Origin of the sequence: Exiguobacterium sp. RIT594 (genome assembly GCF_003339585.1) — a bacterium.
In the GTDB taxonomy this organism is placed as follows: Bacteria; Bacillota; Bacilli; order Exiguobacteriales; family Exiguobacteriaceae; genus Exiguobacterium_A.
The window spans coordinates 68,610-85,548 of sequence record NZ_QPKF01000006.1 but is presented as its reverse complement, the minus strand read 5'-3'; the positions used below and the strand labels follow the sequence as shown (position 1 = coordinate 85,548).

At 49.4% G+C, this 16,939-nt stretch carries 16 protein-coding genes and 3 riboswitches; of the genes, 4 read left to right on the top strand and 12 right to left on the bottom strand.

Going from position 1 to position 16,939, the window contains the following annotated elements:
* Positions 1-7: 7 nt before the first annotated feature.
* The 9 genes from DVG79_RS14230 to DVG79_RS14190 form a co-directional block, all read right to left on the bottom strand.
* Positions 8-2,650, bottom strand: a complete 2,643-nt coding sequence (locus tag DVG79_RS14230) for a putative bifunctional diguanylate cyclase/phosphodiesterase (protein ID WP_114597311.1) — start codon at positions 2,648-2,650, stop codon at positions 8-10.
* 129 nt (positions 2,651-2,779) lie between these two features.
* Positions 2,780-3,238, bottom strand: a complete 459-nt coding sequence (gene ribH, locus DVG79_RS14225; RefSeq protein WP_012371577.1) for a 6,7-dimethyl-8-ribityllumazine synthase — start codon at positions 3,236-3,238, stop codon at positions 2,780-2,782.
* Position 3,239: 1 nt separating this feature from the next.
* Positions 3,240-4,424, bottom strand: coding sequence for a 3,4-dihydroxy-2-butanone-4-phosphate synthase (gene ribB / locus DVG79_RS14220; protein WP_114597310.1), 1,185 nt, complete (start codon positions 4,422-4,424; stop codon positions 3,240-3,242).
* Positions 4,421-5,050 carry a riboflavin synthase gene (locus tag DVG79_RS14215; RefSeq protein ID WP_114597309.1) on the bottom strand — a complete coding sequence of 210 codons (630 nt, stop codon included), beginning with the start codon at positions 5,048-5,050 and terminating at the stop codon, positions 4,421-4,423. The genes ribB and DVG79_RS14215 overlap by 4 nt, the downstream gene beginning before the upstream one ends.
* The gene (ribD, locus tag DVG79_RS14210) at positions 5,035-6,081 is read right to left on the bottom strand and encodes a bifunctional diaminohydroxyphosphoribosylaminopyrimidine deaminase/5-amino-6-(5-phosphoribosylamino)uracil reductase RibD (RefSeq protein WP_114597308.1); all 1,047 of its coding nucleotides are present in this window, start codon (positions 6,079-6,081) and stop codon (positions 5,035-5,037) included. The genes DVG79_RS14215 and ribD overlap by 16 nt, the downstream gene beginning before the upstream one ends.
* A gap of 156 nt (positions 6,082-6,237) precedes the next feature.
* Positions 6,238-6,381, bottom strand: a riboswitch (FMN riboswitch).
* A 158-nt stretch (positions 6,382-6,539) separates the two neighbouring features.
* Complete coding sequence (locus DVG79_RS14205) at positions 6,540-7,751, bottom strand: M20 family metallopeptidase (RefSeq protein ID WP_114597307.1); 1,212 nt, start codon at positions 7,749-7,751, stop codon at positions 6,540-6,542.
* Positions 7,752-7,778: 27 nt separating this feature from the next.
* Entirely contained in the window at positions 7,779-8,600 is an 822-nt protein-coding gene (locus DVG79_RS14200; protein WP_114597351.1) for a MetQ/NlpA family ABC transporter substrate-binding protein, read from the bottom strand.
* A 30-nt stretch (positions 8,601-8,630) separates the two neighbouring features.
* Positions 8,631-9,281, bottom strand: coding sequence for a methionine ABC transporter permease (locus DVG79_RS14195; RefSeq protein WP_114597306.1), 651 nt, complete (start codon positions 9,279-9,281; stop codon positions 8,631-8,633).
* On the bottom strand, positions 9,271-10,302 hold the full coding sequence (locus DVG79_RS14190; RefSeq protein ID WP_114597305.1) for a methionine ABC transporter ATP-binding protein: 1,032 nt from the start codon (positions 10,300-10,302) through the stop codon (positions 9,271-9,273). The genes DVG79_RS14195 and DVG79_RS14190 overlap by 11 nt, the downstream gene beginning before the upstream one ends.
* Before the next feature lie 86 nt (positions 10,303-10,388).
* A riboswitch (SAM riboswitch) is annotated at positions 10,389-10,492 on the bottom strand.
* Positions 10,493-10,741: 249 nt separating this feature from the next.
* Positions 10,742-10,845: riboswitch (SAM riboswitch) on the top strand.
* Between the two features lie 62 nt (positions 10,846-10,907).
* On the opposite strand from DVG79_RS14190, the gene DVG79_RS14185 reads away from it, so the two are divergent.
* On the top strand, positions 10,908-11,666 hold the full coding sequence (locus tag DVG79_RS14185; RefSeq protein ID WP_233494616.1) for an alpha/beta hydrolase: 759 nt from the start codon (positions 10,908-10,910) through the stop codon (positions 11,664-11,666).
* A 68-nt stretch (positions 11,667-11,734) separates the two neighbouring features.
* Here DVG79_RS14185 and DVG79_RS14180 read toward each other — a convergent pair whose 3' ends face one another.
* Entirely contained in the window at positions 11,735-12,355 is a 621-nt protein-coding gene (locus DVG79_RS14180; protein ID WP_114597303.1) for a thymidine kinase, read from the bottom strand.
* A 195-nt stretch (positions 12,356-12,550) separates the two neighbouring features.
* Here DVG79_RS14180 and DVG79_RS14175 point away from each other — a divergent pair, with 195 nt between their 5' ends.
* Positions 12,551-13,183: a DedA family protein gene (locus DVG79_RS14175; RefSeq protein WP_114597302.1), complete on the top strand. Its 633-nt coding sequence runs from the start codon at positions 12,551-12,553 to the stop codon at positions 13,181-13,183.
* A 35-nt stretch (positions 13,184-13,218) separates the two neighbouring features.
* Here the strand turns inward: DVG79_RS14175 and DVG79_RS14170 are convergent, their stop codons facing one another.
* Positions 13,219-13,464: a type B 50S ribosomal protein L31 gene (locus tag DVG79_RS14170; protein WP_012371588.1), complete on the bottom strand. Its 246-nt coding sequence runs from the start codon at positions 13,462-13,464 to the stop codon at positions 13,219-13,221.
* Between the two features lie 97 nt (positions 13,465-13,561).
* Complete coding sequence (rho, locus tag DVG79_RS14165) at positions 13,562-14,926, bottom strand: transcription termination factor Rho (RefSeq protein ID WP_026831886.1); 1,365 nt, start codon at positions 14,924-14,926, stop codon at positions 13,562-13,564.
* 361 nt (positions 14,927-15,287) lie between these two features.
* Here rho and DVG79_RS14160 point away from each other — a divergent pair, with 361 nt between their 5' ends.
* Positions 15,288-15,971, top strand: a complete 684-nt coding sequence (locus DVG79_RS14160; protein ID WP_114597301.1) for a C40 family peptidase — start codon at positions 15,288-15,290, stop codon at positions 15,969-15,971.
* Positions 15,972-16,043: 72 nt separating this feature from the next.
* Positions 16,044-16,817: an SDR family NAD(P)-dependent oxidoreductase gene (locus tag DVG79_RS14155; protein WP_114597300.1), complete on the top strand. Its 774-nt coding sequence runs from the start codon at positions 16,044-16,046 to the stop codon at positions 16,815-16,817.
* Positions 16,818-16,939 lie beyond the last annotated feature (122 nt).

Below are 16,939 nucleotides of genomic sequence, written 5' to 3'. Positions count from 1 at the left end.
GGATTGCCTATTTTTGATACAACGCCGGAATGTGTTCGGCCGGCATCGGACGACCAAAGTAATAACCTTGCATCCGCGAGCATTCCAACCAATTTAGCACGTTGACCTGCTCGAGCGTCTCGACCCCTTCTGCGATGACCTCAAGATCAAGTGACTTCGCTAAATGGATGATGGATGAAATCATCGAGTAACCGGTCGTCGCCGGTTGAATTTTTTCGACGAACTCACGGGGAATCTTCAATGTATCAATCGGGAAATCCGCCAAACGGGATAAGGAAGAGTAGCCGGTTCCGAAGTCATCAATCGAAATCGTAAAGCCGAGTTCTTTTAAGCGGTTCATCGTCAGGACGGTTTCTTCGATATCTTCGACAGCTGAGACTTCCGTGATTTCAAGATCGATGCGTGTCGGATCAACGTTCGTTTCTTCGACCAACCGCACCAACGTCAGGACAAACGTCGGATGATGAAACTGTTGCATCGAAACATTGAGTCCGACTTTTAAGACCAGACCGGCATCCTGCCAGCGTTTCGCTTGTAAAAATCCTTCGCGTAACACCCATTCTCCAAGCCGGATAATCATGCCGGCTTCTTCCGCCATCGGAATAAAATCGTTTGGTGCAATCATTCCGAGTTCCGGATGATTCCAACGGATCAGTCCTTCGACACCGACCATTTTATACGTGACCGTATCGACTTGCGGCTGATAATGTAAAATCAATTGACTGGTTTCGATGGCAATCGGCAACTCTGATTCGAGTCGCAAGCGGTAGGACGCTTTTTCGGCAATATCTTCAAAGAAGATGATGGATTTACCGCCACCCGATTTCGCCTGATACATCGCAAGATCGGCCTGTTTCAGCAACGTCACGACATGTTTTCCCGCCGTCCGCCGGCAACTGACCGCTCCAATACTCGGATTTGAAATCAATTCGATTCCTTCAATCGCATACGTTCGTTTTAAATCATCGAGCAGACGGGCCGTACGGCATCTGCCCTGCTCGTCCGACGTCACATCCCGCAAGATGACCGTAAACTCATCTCCGCCTTGACGGGCGACGAGATCGTCCGGGTTGACGGCTTCTTGCAGGCGCTCTGCCACTTGAATCAGCAACTGATCGCCGACATGGTGACCGAACGAATCATTGACGAGTTTAAAGTCGTCGAGATCAATGAAACAGAGGATGATCGTTTCATCGGCTTGTTCCGCTTCGACTAAATGGTGTAACACTTCTTCAAAGTACGTCCGGTTGATCGCACCGGTCAAATGATCATAATAGGCAAGCCGGCGAATTTTTAATTCATTTTCACGGATTGTCGTGATATCCTGACCAATCCCGTACATCCCGACGAACCGGTCCCGGACGCGAATCGGAATGTTAGTTACGTTCAGCAACACATCCGGACCACCGGATTTTTGGAAAACAGTTTCAAATTGCTGTGCTGTCGCCTTGTCTGTCGATGTCTGTTGCCATGTCGTGAATTGACGATACGTTTTACCGACTAACTCTTCCGCATGCTGCTCCGTTAATTTTTCAAAAGACGGATTCGCGCTCTCAATCCGTCCTTTCAGGTCAAGGGAATAGACGGCATCCGGATGATACGTGAACAACGACTTATAACGTTCTTCACTGACTTCCAGCTCGTCCGCCTTTTCATGAATTTCCCGAATCAGTTCCTGGTGACTTAAAATCATCAAAATCTGGCGGACTAAAATTAGGAGAATTGTGACAGCACAACCAATCATCAATCCATTTAAAGCTTCATCCCGATTGGCGTAGAGCGCCATCGTTGAAAACAACAGGATGACCAGTAGATACGGTAAAAACAACTTTCCGACCTGTATTTTTGTCCGTTGTTTCGCCTGTCTGTCTTCTTTTGAATCTACCGGACTAACGATATGCCCGGCAACACCGACCATCAATAACCCGAGGATAAATAACGGATCAAGTAACCGGATCGCACTGTCTCCGCTCACGGTCGTCATATAGACAAATAACGTGTCCGCTCCGACCTGCAATAATAAACCGACAAACAAAAACTGAAACAAGCGCCGTCGTTCGTACCACTCTTTTTTCTCGAACAGATAATAGATGCTGATCATACAAAATAATAAAACGATGTCGCACAATGGATAAGCAAACGCTAAAATTACTTCGGCGTTCGATGCGAACGGCGTATCAAACAACGGTCGTATCAGGAAATACCAACTATAGGTGACCGCTACCGTCATGACGATGGCAATATCAAAAATAAAGCTGAGCAACCGATTTTTCGTAACGTGCCGGTGAATTAAATGCAGGAATGCTACCAAAAAGAAGACCGACTGGAGAACATAGAAAATATCGGACACTCCGGGAAACGGTACCTCAACTTTTAAGATATTTTCATAGGTCAACCAAATGATTTCCGCAATCAAATAGCTGCCGATTCCAAAGGCCAGGTACAGAAAAAATCGTCCTTCCTGCTGATTCGGATTCCGTTGTGCCCGAACCAACAGGATAGTCGCGAACAGACAGCCGAAAATCGAGAATAAGTTACTTCCCCAGGACACCCAATCTGATTGCTGATTAAAAACAAGAAGCCAAAGATAATATCCCGCAATGAATCCGACGATTCCAGGCAGATAATATGATTTATTCACGCCACCCATGGATCGTTTCCTCCCTTTGCGAACAGTCCTTTTTCTTTTGATTAGGGATAATGTCATCGAAGTCCTGCGTGCTCAAGAAAAAAGAGACCTGTTCCGTGAAGAAACAGGTCTCAAGACTCAGTTATCTCATTAAATGGTGCGCAGTAAGTTCGCCATTTCAATCGCAGAAACCGCCGCTTCGTATCCTTTGTTACCAGCTTTCGTTCCCGCTCGTTCGACAGCCTGCTCGATCGAGTCCGTCGTCAGGACACCAAAGATAATCGGAACGCCCGTTTCACGTGATGCGCCGGCGACCCCTTTCGCGACTTCGTTGCAGACATAATCATAGTGTGATGTCGCTCCGCGGATGACGGCACCGAGTGTGATGACGGCGTCATAGTTCCCGCTTTTCGCAAGTTTTTCCGCGACGAGTGGAATCTCGAACGCTCCCGGAACCCATGCTGTATCGACAGCGTCCGCCGCAACACCGTGGCGACGGAAAGCATCGTTTGCGCCTCCAACCAATTTTGATGTGATCAATTCATTAAAACGTGCAGCAACGATTGCGACGCGTAGTCCTTCACCTGTTAAAAATCCTTCGAATACCATGTTAGTTTCCTCCTTGGATGTCGAGCAGATGCCCGAGTTTCGTTTGTTTGGTCTGCAGATACTGCTTGTTTTCCGGAACCGGAGCAATCTCAAGCGGGATCCGCTCGAGCACCGTGATGCCGTGTTGTTCCAGTGCCTGTTGTTTTTCCGGATTATTCGTCATCAGCCGGATTTTCGTGACACCTAAATCGTGTAACATCGCGGCTGCGACTTTGTAATCCCGTAAATCCGTCGCATACCCGAGTGCGTGGTTCGCTTCGACCGTGTCGAGCCCCTGTTCCTGCAACTCATAGGCTTTCAGTTTCGCCATCAAGCCGATGCCGCGCCCTTCCTGTCGCAGGTAGAGAACCGCTCCGCCCTCGTGTCCGATGCATTCCAGTGCCGCATCAAGTTGCGGACCGCAATCACAGCGTTTTGATCCAAAGACGTCTCCTGTCAGACACTCCGAATGCAGCCGGACGAGCATGCCGTCTTCCGGTTCTCCCGACAGGACGGTCACGTGTTCTTTTTGATCAGGCGTCGTATAACCGAGCATCCGAAACGCACCGTGATCCGCCGGAAGCAGGACGTCCGCTTCACGCCGGACGGGGCGTTCGAGATACGTGACGAGGGCATCGATTGTAATCATCTTCAGCCCGTGGACTTCTTTATACGTCAGTAAATCATCCACGCGCGCCATCGTTCCGTCTTCTAAGATGATTTCACAAATGACAGCTGCTTCAACACTTCCGGCAAGCCGTGCCAAATCCACACCGGCCTCCGTATGTCCACGCCGTTCCCGGACACCACCCTCTTTTGCGATCAAAGGGAAAATATGACCGGGACGCTTAAATTGTTTCGCCTCGTCCGTCAGCATCCGTTGAATCGTCAACGCACGTTCCGCGGCACTGATGCCGGTCTTCGCTTCTTCGTGATCGATGCTGATCGTAAAAGCCGTCCCGTGCGGATCGGTGTTGACGTCCGTCATCGGATTCAGCTCAAGGCGTTCTGCAAGTTGCGGGCTGACCGGCACACAGACGAGTCCTTTCCCGTACGTGATCATGAAGTTGATTTGTTCGGGTGTTGCGTGTTCCGCGAGGAGAATTAAATCCCCCTCATTTTCCCGGTTTTCATCATCACAGACGATGATGGGACGTCCGTGTTTTAATGCCTCAATCGCTTCTTCCACGAGATCAAATCCGTTCATCCTGCTCCGCCTCCTAAAAATGCCGACCAATCCGTTTTTTGTTCCTGCTGTGTAAAGTGATACAAATGTTTTGCCATCAAATCACATTCGATATTGACGAGTGCCCCGCTTTGCAACCGGTCGAACGTCGTCACCTGCCGGGAGTGCGGAATCAACGAGATGGTTAAACTGTTCGGTTCCACGTGTTGGACCGTCAAGCTTGTTCCGTTGATTGCAATCGAGCCTTTTGGAATACAGTATTTACTCCACTCCCCGGTCTCGAACCGGTATTCCATCGCTTCACCGTCCGGTCGACGGCTTAAGAACCGAGCTGTTCCGTCAATATGTCCGCTGACAAAATGACCGCCAAACCGTCCGTTCGCCGGCATCGCCCGTTCGAGCTGAACCGGTGTGCCGACCCGCAACGTCTGAAGGGACGTTGCCCGAATCGTTTCGTGGACGGCATCCGCCGTGAACCCGGTCGCCGTCATCGCCGTGACCGTTAAACAAATCCCGTCGACGGCGATGCTGTCGCCGATCTTCGTTTCTTCAAGCACATGCCGCGCTTCGATTTCGAGTGCTAAACCGTTCAGGCGCGGAACTTTTCGTTTAATCGTCCCGACTTCTTCAATCAATCCCGTGAACATAAGCCGTCTCCTTTCCGCGTGTAACGCAGATGGACATCCTGTCCGATTTGCGCAACATCGGTTAAATCAAACCGGTCTTCAATCTCGATTGCGCTTGTCAATCCGGTCGTCCCTTGTAAGACGGATGACGCTTGATAGACCTCAAGACGATCGACAAGGTCTGCTTCTAAAAATGCCGACTGAATCGTCGGTCCCCCTTCGATCAACAGCCTGCGGATACCCTGGTCGTACAAGGTCTCTAAAATTTGCTCCGGCGTCGTATACACACCGACCAGGACCGTGACGTTCGATTGGGCTGAGACACGCGGTTGTTCCGTCAGCCAGTACGTCGGATTCAAACCGTCCCGAAAGACTTGGGCGGTTTCCGGCAAACGTCCACGACGGTCGACGACGACCCGAATCGGTTCAGGTCCGGCTTCCGTGCGTAACGTCAATGCGGGATCATCGACTAAAATCGTCTCACTCCCGACTAAGATAGCGTCATGTGTTGCCCGCAGCTCACGTCCTGCCGCCCGGGCTGCACCTGAGGTAATCAGGCGTTGCTCACCTGTCGTGACGACACCGTTTAAACTTTGGGCGACTTTAATAGTGACGACCGGTCGTTTCCGCTCGAGACTTTGCCAAAACGGGGTATAAAATCGAACCGCTTCGTCTTCAAGTAATCCAGTTTCGACCGTCAATCCGGCGTCGCGCAACCGCTTGATGCCTTGTCCGGCGACGATAGCGTGCCGGTCTTCCGTTGCGACGAACACCCGCTTGATGCCGGCGGCTAAAATCGCTTCCGTACACGGCGGTGTTTTTCCGTGATGGTTACACGGTTCAAGCGTGACATAGAGATCGGCACCACGCGCTGCTTCCCCTGCCATTTTCAACGCTTCGACTTCCGCGTGCGGACCACCCGCAAACCGGTGGGCACCGAAGCCAAGCACTTTTCCATGTTTCGTAATGACACAACCGACACTCGGATTCGGACTGGTTTGTCCGTCTAACATCCGTGCCAATTGCATCGCCTGGTGCATTCGATTATTCATATTTCCGCTCCTTTCAAAAGAAAAGACGCCGCTGCATTTGCAGGGCGTCATGATTGAAGGGTCACGAAAGAAACGTCTTGTTTTCTGTTTAAAAGCATACAGAAATAGACCTTTTTCCGAACTGATTTTTTCAGAAAATGGTTTCAAGCACATTTTTTCGTTCTTCTCCCATCCGGACTTTACCGTCGGCCCTGGAATCACACCAAGTCAGCCATAGTGCGTACACTATGGGTCGCGGGCTCGTCGATTTAACATCGCATCACCGCCGGTTGGGATTTTCACCCTACCCCGAAGAACTGGTTATTCAGTTGTACAGGTCAAGACTAGCACAGGTTATTTTAAAATACAAAAGAGAATTTGTTTTCTTTTTTTCGATTCATGAAAAAAAGTATGCTTTGGCCCAGCCGGTTGTCTTGATGACATCCGGTCGGACCAACACATACTTCTGTCTGTCGCTGTTACGCCAAGTAACCGTTTTTCCGGTCGTGGAACTCCTGTTTGACTGTACCTAATAATGAGTCATCCGTCAGCAGACGGAACGCCGTCCGGGCCAGGATTTTCGCTCCTGTGATCAACGCTTCATCGCCTTGTTCCGATTTCGCCGCCTCCCGGAAACTTTCCGTGTGGGCAACTAAGTCATCTGCTCCGATCTTGATGTACGGATGGATCGTCGGCAGGACCTGGCTGATATTTCCGGCGTCAGTCGAACCAAGACCCGGCCGTTCATCGGTCTTGACGTCTTCCCCGAGTGCCGTCGCTTCTTCCCGGAAAATCTCGTCAAACGTCCGGTTGAACAACAGGTTATCGACTTCGTTTTGGAAGGCGATGATCTCAAGCGTCGCTCCGGTCGCAAGGGCTGCCCCTTCGGCAACCGCTTTGACTTTAGCGGTCACTGCATTCAGCCGTTCGCGTGTCGTCGCCCGGATGAAAAAGCGGGCTTTGGCATACTCCGGAATGATGTTCGGCGCGTCTCCGCCATCCGTGATGATACCGTGAATCCGGACGTCACTCGGCAACTGTTGCCGTAACGCATTAATCCCGTTAAACAATTGAATGACGGCATCCAAAGCATTGATCCCTTCTTCCGGCGACGCTGCCGCATGGGCCGGTTTACCGGTAAAAGCAAAATCGAGCGGATCGACGGCGAGCGAAGAACCGGTGATCCGGGTCTGTCCGGACGGATGGACCATCAAGGCGGCATCGATGCCGGTCAGCAGATCATGTTTGACGAAACTGCCTTTCGCACTGCCGTTTGGTCCGCCTTCTTCCGCCGGTGTCCCGAGGACGACGACACTGCCGCCGACTTCATCGATGATCTTACTGAGCGCGATTGCTGCTGCGACACTTGTCGTGCCGATGATGTTGTGTCCGCAGGCGTGACCGATTCCCGGCAAGGCATCATATTCAGCGAGAAAAGCGATCGTTGCTCCCGGTTTATCCGAGACTTTCCGGGCGAGAAACGCTGTCTCATGTCCGGCGACACCAAGTTCGACTGTAAATCCTTCCGCCGTCAGGCGTTCCGCATGATGACGCGACGCAAAATATTCTTCATTACCGATTTCCGGTGTCGCATGAATCCGGTGGCTCGTCTCAAGATACGACTCGCGTTTTTGTTCAATGTCCTGTTCAATCGTTTGTGTCAGGTTTTGCCGTCTCGTCTGAATTGTCATTTGGGTCACGCTCCTTTTGGTTTTTTGTTATTCCCCAATCTCGCTGAGTGGGACGAACGTCGGAATCGTGCTTCCTTTGTACTCTTTTTTGATGAAGGCAGCGACGTCATCCTGCTGGTACAGCGACGCGATTTTTTTCAACGTCTTTTTGTCTTTGTCTTCCGTCCGGGTCGCGATGATGTTGATGTACGGTTTCGCCGTCTCGTTTTCATGAAGAATCGAGTCCTTGATCGGGTTAAAGCCGGCATCGACAGCGATTCCGTTATTGATGATCGAGGCCGAGACATCCGGCAGGACGCGTGGTGTCTGTCCGGCGACAACCGGGACAATCTTCAGTTTTTTCGGATTCCCGACGATTTTATCGACGGATCCGTTACCGTCAAAGTCGTCCGGCAGCTTGATCAGGCCTGCTTCCTGCAACAGGAGCAATGCCCGCCCCATGTTCGTCGCTTCGTTCGGGACGGCAATCTTTCCACCGACCGGAATGTCTTTGACGTCCTTGACTTTATCCGAATAAATCCCCATCGGCGCGATGACCGTCGTCGCAATCGGCGACAGTTTTAACTTATGTTCTTTTTTAAAGGCGTTAAAGTAAGAGACGGTTTGGAAGGAGTTCGCATCAATCTCACCTTCCGCGAGTGCGAGATTCGGTTGAACGTAATCGGAAAACTTGACGAGCTCAATCGTGATCCCTTCTTTTTTCGCTTTTTTCGCAACGTATTCCCAGACCTGTGTATCGGAACCGCTGACACCCAGTTTGACTGTGTTTTGATCCTCTTCCCCGGAAGCGGCACACCCCGCAAACAATACCGTCGTCAATGCTGCACCAATCGCTAATCCTTTTTTCATCATCCATCTCTCCCTTATCTCTCTGTTTGTTTAGTGTCTCCGAATTTTTCGCGCCAACAGATTACCTGTTGTCTGTAACCCTTGAACCAAAATCACGAGAATCCCGACCGTGATGATCATGACGGTCGTATCAAACCGTTGGTAGCCGTAAGTAATCGCCAAGTCACCCAGTCCCCCGCCACCGATTGCCCCGGCCATTGCTGATGCCCCGATCAAGCCGATCGTCGCAATCGTCAGATTGAGGACAAGCGAGCTGAGGGCTTCCGGCAACAGGAAACGGAAAATTGTCTGCAACGGTGTCGCTCCCATCGCTTCCGCTGCTTCTAGTACACCGGTATCGACTTCGAGTAATGAACTTTCAATCAGGCGGGCGATGTATGGTGCCGCATAAAAAACCAGCGGGACAATCGCTGCCTGCGTCCCGATTGATGATCCGACAATCAAGCGTGTCAGCGGAATGATCGCGACCAGCAGGATGATGAACGGGACGGACCGGAAGATGTTGACGATACTGCTTAAGACATTGAAGAACGGGATTTGTTCCAGTAATGCCCCTTTCCGTGTGACGACGAGCAGAATGCCGAGCGGTAAACCAATCAATGTCGAAAAGAGTAGCGACAGTCCGACCATCGTCAATGTCTGCAGAAACGCGGTCCAGATGTCCGTGTAATTAACTAGCATCCGCAAGCACCTCCTCGACGACGACATCCGACTGATGGATATAGTCCAGTGCCCGTTTGATTTCTGTCGCATCACCGATCAGTTCGACGAGCAGACTGCCGAACGGAATATTTTGCAGTTCCGTGATGCTGCCGTGCAGGATGTTGAGATCGACATCAAACCGTTTCGCGACTTGCGATAAGAGCGGCTGCCCTGTCCCTGCCCCAAGGAAATTGATTTTGTAGATATGGTGCCCGGTATCCCGTTGATCGATGACTTTTTGAACCGACGCCGGAATCTCATCCTGCATGACGGAGCGGACGAAGTTTTTTGCCGTCGCCGTTTGCGGATTCGAGAAGACATCGAACACGGTACCCGATTCAATCAGCTTGCCGGCTTCGATGACGGCAACCCGGTCACAAATTTCACGGATGACACCCATCTCATGGGTAATCAGTAAGATCGTGATGCCGTATTCCTGATTGATTTGTTTCAGCAGGCGTAATATGTGTTGTGTCGTCTGCGGATCAAGGGCCGATGTCGCTTCGTCACACAACAGGACGGACGGCTGGGTCGCAAGTGCCCGGGCAATCCCGACCCGTTGTTTCTGTCCGCCCGATAATTGGTCCGGATAATGATCGGCCTTATCCGCCAAGTCGACGAAGTCCAGCAGTTCATTGACCCGCCGATGGACCTCGTCTTTTTTGACACCTTTTAAGACAAGCGGTTTAGCGACGTTCGCAAAGACTGTATTCGAATCCAGCAGGTTGAAGTGCTGAAAAATCATTCCGATGTGCCGTTTTGCTTCCCGCAGTTGCTTCGCCGACAGGGTTGTCAAATCCTGTCCATCGACCGTCACGCTGCCCGACGTCGGCCGTTCAAGCAGGTTGACGCATCGGAGTAAGGAGCTTTTCCCGGCTCCGCTGAAACCGATGACGCCGAAGATTTCTCCCTTTCGGATTTCGAGATCCACTCCGTTCAACGCAGCAATCGATTGTTCGTTTGTTTCGTAGATTTTTTTTACATTTTTGAATGTAATCACCACTTGTTCCCCCTTTAAAATACAAAAAAGGTCTCTTCTTAAGAAACAAGAAGAGACCTGGATCCGCACAATGGCAGAATCCACTCGACTCATCTCTCAGACAATCGTCTGATGGAATTGGCACAGTGCTCATAATGAGTCTGTTGCCGAGGTTTCGTAGGGCCAGTCCCTCCACCTCTCTGGATAAGTGTTGCGGTATGAAATTCGTATGTGTGTTGTTGCCGGTTGAACTTATGTCGTAAAACTAATTTTTACACTACAGAAAGATCTTTTAAAGGTCAACCATATTTTCAAAAATAAACCATATGACCCATATCGATTTTTGGCCCGGGACAAACCGGATCGTTGTCTGGATTTGGGTGCCAGTTAAAGAGAGTTTGACAATTCATTTCCGTCAATGCTATCATCTTCTCAATGATTAATCCGACAATTCCTATACGATATATCAAGAGTGGACGAGAGACCTGGCTCTAGGACTCCACGGCAACCTGCTGTCATGCAAGGTGCTCCGACCAGCAAAGCGGCTGCTTTGGATGATACACACGAGAAACTCGTTTGCGTCCAAAGCCAAACGGGTTTTTATTTTTGAAATGGAGGACGAGATGATGAGTATGGTTTATCCTGTTATACCAGGTGCGGAAGCCTTTTCCTTAGGACGCGGATCCGTCGGCATTTTGCTTTGTCATGGTTTTAACGCAACGCCGCAAAGTGTTCGGGCTGTAGGAGAACAGTTCGCAGAACACGGTTTCTCCGTATATGCCCCTCGCCTGCACGGCCACGGGACGGATGTCCGGGAATTCGAAGCGACGACGGCTGACGACTGGAAACAGAGTCTCCGTGACGGCTTCGACCAGTTGGCCGGACGGTGCGAATCGATCTTCATCGTCGGCCAGTCAATGGGCGCGACACTTGCCCTTTCGCTCGCCGCCGAAGGTCTCCCGGCCGCAGGAATCATCACCATCAATGCCGCCTTGTCCGTCCCTGCTTACGAAGCCTTAGCGTTCACCGATTGTCCGGTCTATCTGCCGGAAAGTGCACCTGACATCAAACAGCCGGCTTTTGAAATCATCTATGATTTCGTCCCCGCCGTCTGCGCTTCAGAACTGTTACGACTCATCGATGAGACGCGACCACACTTAGCAACGATTCAAATTCCGACACTTATTTTATATTCTGCCGAGGATCACGTCGTCCCGCCGGCCTGTTCAGATGATTTGTACCGGACGATTGGCGCGACGGAGAAACGCAGTTTTTGCCTGCTTGACTCGTACCATGTCGCGACGCTTGATCATGATCAAAAGACGATTGTCCGCGAAACGTTACAATTCGTCGAACAGTACAGCCAATTGACCCGAACCGGTTGATCTAAAAAAAGCGAACGATTCTTTGGCCTCACTGCCGGGAATCGTTCGCTTTTTCATCTTGCATCTTCTCAATTTTGCTGTTGTTTTTTCCATTCCTGTAACGGTTGCGGTTTGCCCGGTACCTGATGGCAATGACGGCAACGTGGTTCATAGGATTCAGACGCTCCGACGAGGATGATTGGATCATTGTAGTTGGCCGGCTTCCCGTCAATCAATCGTTGTGTCCGTGACGCCGGATCTCCGCACGACAGACAAATCGCCTGTAATTTCGTCACGAATTCCGCACGTGCCAGTAATTCAGGCATCTTGCCGAATGGCTCAGCCCGAAAGTCCTGATCGAGTCCCGCACAAATGACGCGTTTGCCATCTTGAGCCAGTGCCTCGATGACCGCGACGATTTCGTCGTCAAAAAATTGAACTTCATCGATGGCGACGATTTGTGTCTCTTCTGCCACTGCCGTGTAGACATCACGGCTCGTCGCCATCGGAATCGCGATGACGGAATTGCCGACGTGAGACACGACATGCTCCTCGTGGTACCGGTCATCGATCGCCGGCTTGAACACTTGAACCGGTAACTTTCCATACTGTGCCCGTCTGACACGACGGATCAGTTCTTCTGACTTGCCGGAAAACATGCTTCCACAAATCACTTCAATCCAACCATATTGATTGATCACATGCATCATCGTAAACACCGTCCTCTAAATTAGTCACTTTAACGAGTATAGCCCGAATCTAAATTGAGAAAAAGGATTGACTTCTAAAAATCAAAAACCCGTGCCAAATTCGTTACTTTCTTTATCTTCTCATTTCGCCTGGTATGTATTTCCTGTACACTGAAAGAGAAGTTTCTTTGAAGGAAGGTGACTCCGATTCATCACATGTTACATGAAGTACTCCACCAATATGGAGCGTTCGGACTCGCCGTTCTGTTAGCGGGTGGAATCGTCGGTCTTCCGGTTCCAGACGAGACGTTACTCGTCATGTCAGGATTCTGGATGCATCATGGTGATTTGCCGCTCGTCGGGACAATTCTTGCTGCCTATGCCGGCAGTTGTATCGGAATGACAATCAGCTATGTGCTCGGTCTGAAACTTGGAATGCCGTTGCTCCATCGAATGGCTCCGAAGTTACGCATTTCTGAAAAACATATTTTCAAAGCAGAAGCCGGATTTTTACGTTACGGAAAAACGGTTTTAATCATCGGTTACTACATACCCGGTCTCCGGCAACTGTCCGCTTTTTTTGCCGGTGTCTCGAAAATGCCGTTCCGGATCTTCATTACTTATGCCTATACCGGTGCTTTAATTTGGATTAGTGTCTTTTTAGGAGCAGGTTATTTCCTAGGTCGTCATTTTTCCTTCAGTCTTTTACTCGAACATTTTGCGAACAATCCGGATACACTCCCGTATCTGATTGGTGCTGCCGGCGGAATCGGTCTATCCTTCGTTTTAAAAACGTATCTGGCGTACCGTGCCAAGTTCTGTCTATACAAAAACAGCCTGCTCCAGTGATGGAGACAGGCTGTTTTTTAATACTGAAGTCGCAATTACTTGCGGCCGTATTTTTTGTTGAAGCGATCGACACGACCGTCTGCAGCGTTGAACTTTTGACGACCAGTGTAGAATGGGTGCGAGTCCGAAGACACATCCACACGGATGAGTGGGTACTCGTTTCCATCTTCCCAAGTGATTGTCTCGTTCGAAGAACGTGTAGAACCAGTCAAGAATTTGTACTCAGTAGTTGAGTCCATAAATACAACTTTGTTGTAGTTTGGGTGAATTCCTTGTTTCATGGTTGTTTTCTCTCCTTCCGCCCTGGTTCATTTGCTGAGCCAGAGTAAGTTACCTTCCTATACTAAACGATTTTTTCACGACCCGCAATACCTATTTTCAAGTCGTTGTGTCGGTTTTCGTCACACGTGGTTTAACAGGCGCGCGCCGGACGGGTTTCTTCTTTTCTTTATTCAGTTCAACAAAAAATTCTTCATTATTTTTCGTGTCCCGAATCTTGCGTAGGAAGCTGTCGACAAACTCATTGGACTCATTCATCGTCCGGCGGATCGTCCACAACGCGTCGAGTTGATCCTGCGGTAACAGCAATTCTTCTTTCCGTGTTCCGGATTTCCGGATATCAATGGCCGGGAAGATCCGGCGCTCGGATAATTTCCGGTCCAGATGCAGTTCCATATTGCCGGTTCCTTTAAACTCTTCATAGATGACATCATCCATCCGTGAACCGGTTTCGACGAGTGCCGTCGCGAGAATCGTCAGACTGCCGCCGTGTTCGATATTCCGGGCGGCACCGAAAAAGCGTTTCGGTTTGTGGAAGGCTGCCGGATCAATCCCCCCGGACAACGTCCGTCCGCTTTGCGGAACCGTTAAGTTGTAAGCACGCGTCAGACGTGTAATCGAATCCATTAAAATAACGACATCTTTTTTATGCTCGACGAGACGCATTGCCCGCTCGAGGACAAGTTCCGAAATTCGAACGTGGTTGTCCGGTGTTTCGTCAAACGTTGAGCTGACGACATCCGCTCCAGGGACAGAACGTTCGATGTCCGTCACTTCTTCCGGCCGTTCGTCAATCAACAGAATAATCAATTCAACATCCGGATGATTCACCTGGATTGAATTGGCGATTTCTTTTAATAGAGAAGTCTTACCTGCTTTTGGCGGCGCGACAATCAAACCGCGTTGGCCAAATCCGACCGGGGCAATCATATCCATCACCCGGACCGACAAATGACGCGGTTCTGTCTCAAGACGCATCAGGCGATCCGGATAGATTGGTGTCAATGCCGGGAAGAACAGGCGATTGCGCGCCGTATCCGGTGCTTCTCCATTGACGGCTTCCACACTTAAAAGACCTTGGAACCGTTCATTTTCTTTTGGCGGCCGGACTTTTCCAGTCACGACGTCTCCGTTACGGAGATTAAAGCGGCGGATTTGTGAGGCAGCAATGTAGATATCTTCAGAGGATTGCGAATAGTTGATAGGACGAAGGAAGCCGAAGCCGCCATCATTTTGCATTTGTGGGTTTCCGGGGATGACTTCGAGTACCCCCTCGAGGAAATAAAGACCGGTCGACTCCGCTTGCGCTTTAAGAATCTTGAACATCAATTCACGCTTACGCGCCTCTCGGTACTGTGGTACGTTTTTTGTTTTAGCAATCTCATATAAATCTTTTAATGTCAGGTTGCTCAGTTGAGCCAGTGTATAGGAACGTTCTGGTTTGTCAGTTTTCTCAGTTGGCATATGCATTCACCTATTCTTCGTATAAATTCAGTAGCAAGGGCACGATGTTCGTATTAACAGTGGTTGCTTCATATTTTTGTCGTGCATTAAAGGTATCACATTTCCACCTCTTTCGTCGTGATTTAAGGAATGGGAATTTCTTCTTTGTAATATTCGAGTATATTATTGCAGTTATGTTACAAAAACGTCATGTTTTGTAGCGGAACTGAAAAAACGTTTTCATGTCTCCTCGTGCTAAGATAATCGTGCAGAGAAAAACTTACACAGTTGTAAGGCAAACTGCTTAAACAAACACTTAATGAGATACATCATATAACTCGGTTTTCAAAACTACTTTAAAATGACATGGAGGATTTCACATATGAAACGTTTTCTAGCATCGGTCGCGACAGCAGCATTAGTGGTTTCAGGATTTGCATCAGTGGGAACAGGTAAGGTTGAGGCAGCTTCTACAGTAACGAAAGTCAAGATCACAGATAACGGATTACGTGTTCGGACGGCTCCTTCTACAAAAGCAAGCATCGTCGGTAAAGTAAACGCAGGCCAAACATTTACATACAAAGGTAAATCAGGCAGCTGGACTAAAATTTCATACGGTGGCAAAACACGTTATGTGTTCTCACAGTATACGAAAACATACAAGTCTTCTACTTCAACGGCTAAAAAATCAACAACTTCATCTTCAACACGTACACGCCTTCTAAACGAAGCAGCAAAACATAAAGGGACTCCTTATGTATGGGGCGGAACGACAACTCGTGGATTTGACTGCTCTGGTTTCACTAGCTACGTCTACAAAAAAGCAGCAGGCAAAACATTGCCACGTACGTCTTCTTCACAATATTCTTCTTCTAGAAAAGTAAGTGTATCAAACGTTCAACCTGGAGATCTTGTTTTCTTCTCACACGGTAGCGGCATTCAACACGTCGGTATGGCAACAAGCAAAACAAGCATGGTTAACTCAGAAACAGGCGGCGTTAAATACTCAAGCTTCAAATCAGGTTACTGGGGTTCACGCCTTGTCGGCGCGGGTTCATACCTATAATTGAAATTACCAAGCGGTTGAGCATTGGCTCGATCGCTTTTTTTCTACCCTATTATTGAAGGAGGACATGTCATGAACGTATTAATTACCGGGGCTTCTGCCGGAATCGGGCGCGAACTGGCTTATCTGCATGCCGAACAAGGACATCACCTGTTACTGGTCGGACGAAACGTCGAACAACTTTTCGAAACGAAACACTTTGTCGAACAACGCGGCGGATCTGCCGTCGTGCTTCCGTATGATATCGGGCAAACCGTTCAAATCGAAGCCTTGTTACGTGCGACAGAAAACATTCCGGTTGATATCTTGATCAATAATGCCGGGTTTGGTCTGTATGGGGAGTTTGTCGAAACTGATTTATCCCGTGAACTTAACATGATTGACGTCAATATTCGGGCACTGACGCATTTGACGAAAGCGTTTGCCCGACGGATGAAAGTTCAAGGTAGCGGACGGATCATTCAGATTGCTTCGACTTCTTCTTTTCATGGCGGTCCTTTCATGAGCGTCTACTATGCGACAAAAGCGTACGTCCTCAGTTTTTCAGAAGCTTTGGCCGATGAACTCGCTCCTTACAATATTCAGGTGACGGCTGTTTGTCCGGGCGCCACGCATACGGACTTCGCTAAAACAGCCGATCTTGCAACATCCGGATTGTTTAAACGACCGGGTATCATGGATGCCAAAACAGTTGCAAGGCTTTCCTTCACCGGATACATGAAAGGAAAAACGCTTGTCATCCCCGGTCGCAGTAATGCAGTGTATGTCTTTATGACACGTTTTTTCACACGTCGTAAACTCGTCCAGATGACACATCAATTGCAGGCTCCGACAGACAGTCTTTAATACAGTTTTATAATTTCCATGCGATTGGACTTTTATAAATTTGATATCAGAGCCTGACTCATCCGTCACTCCAAAATCAATTCTCATGACGAACGTTTCCTACATCCTCGCTTTCCACGGGC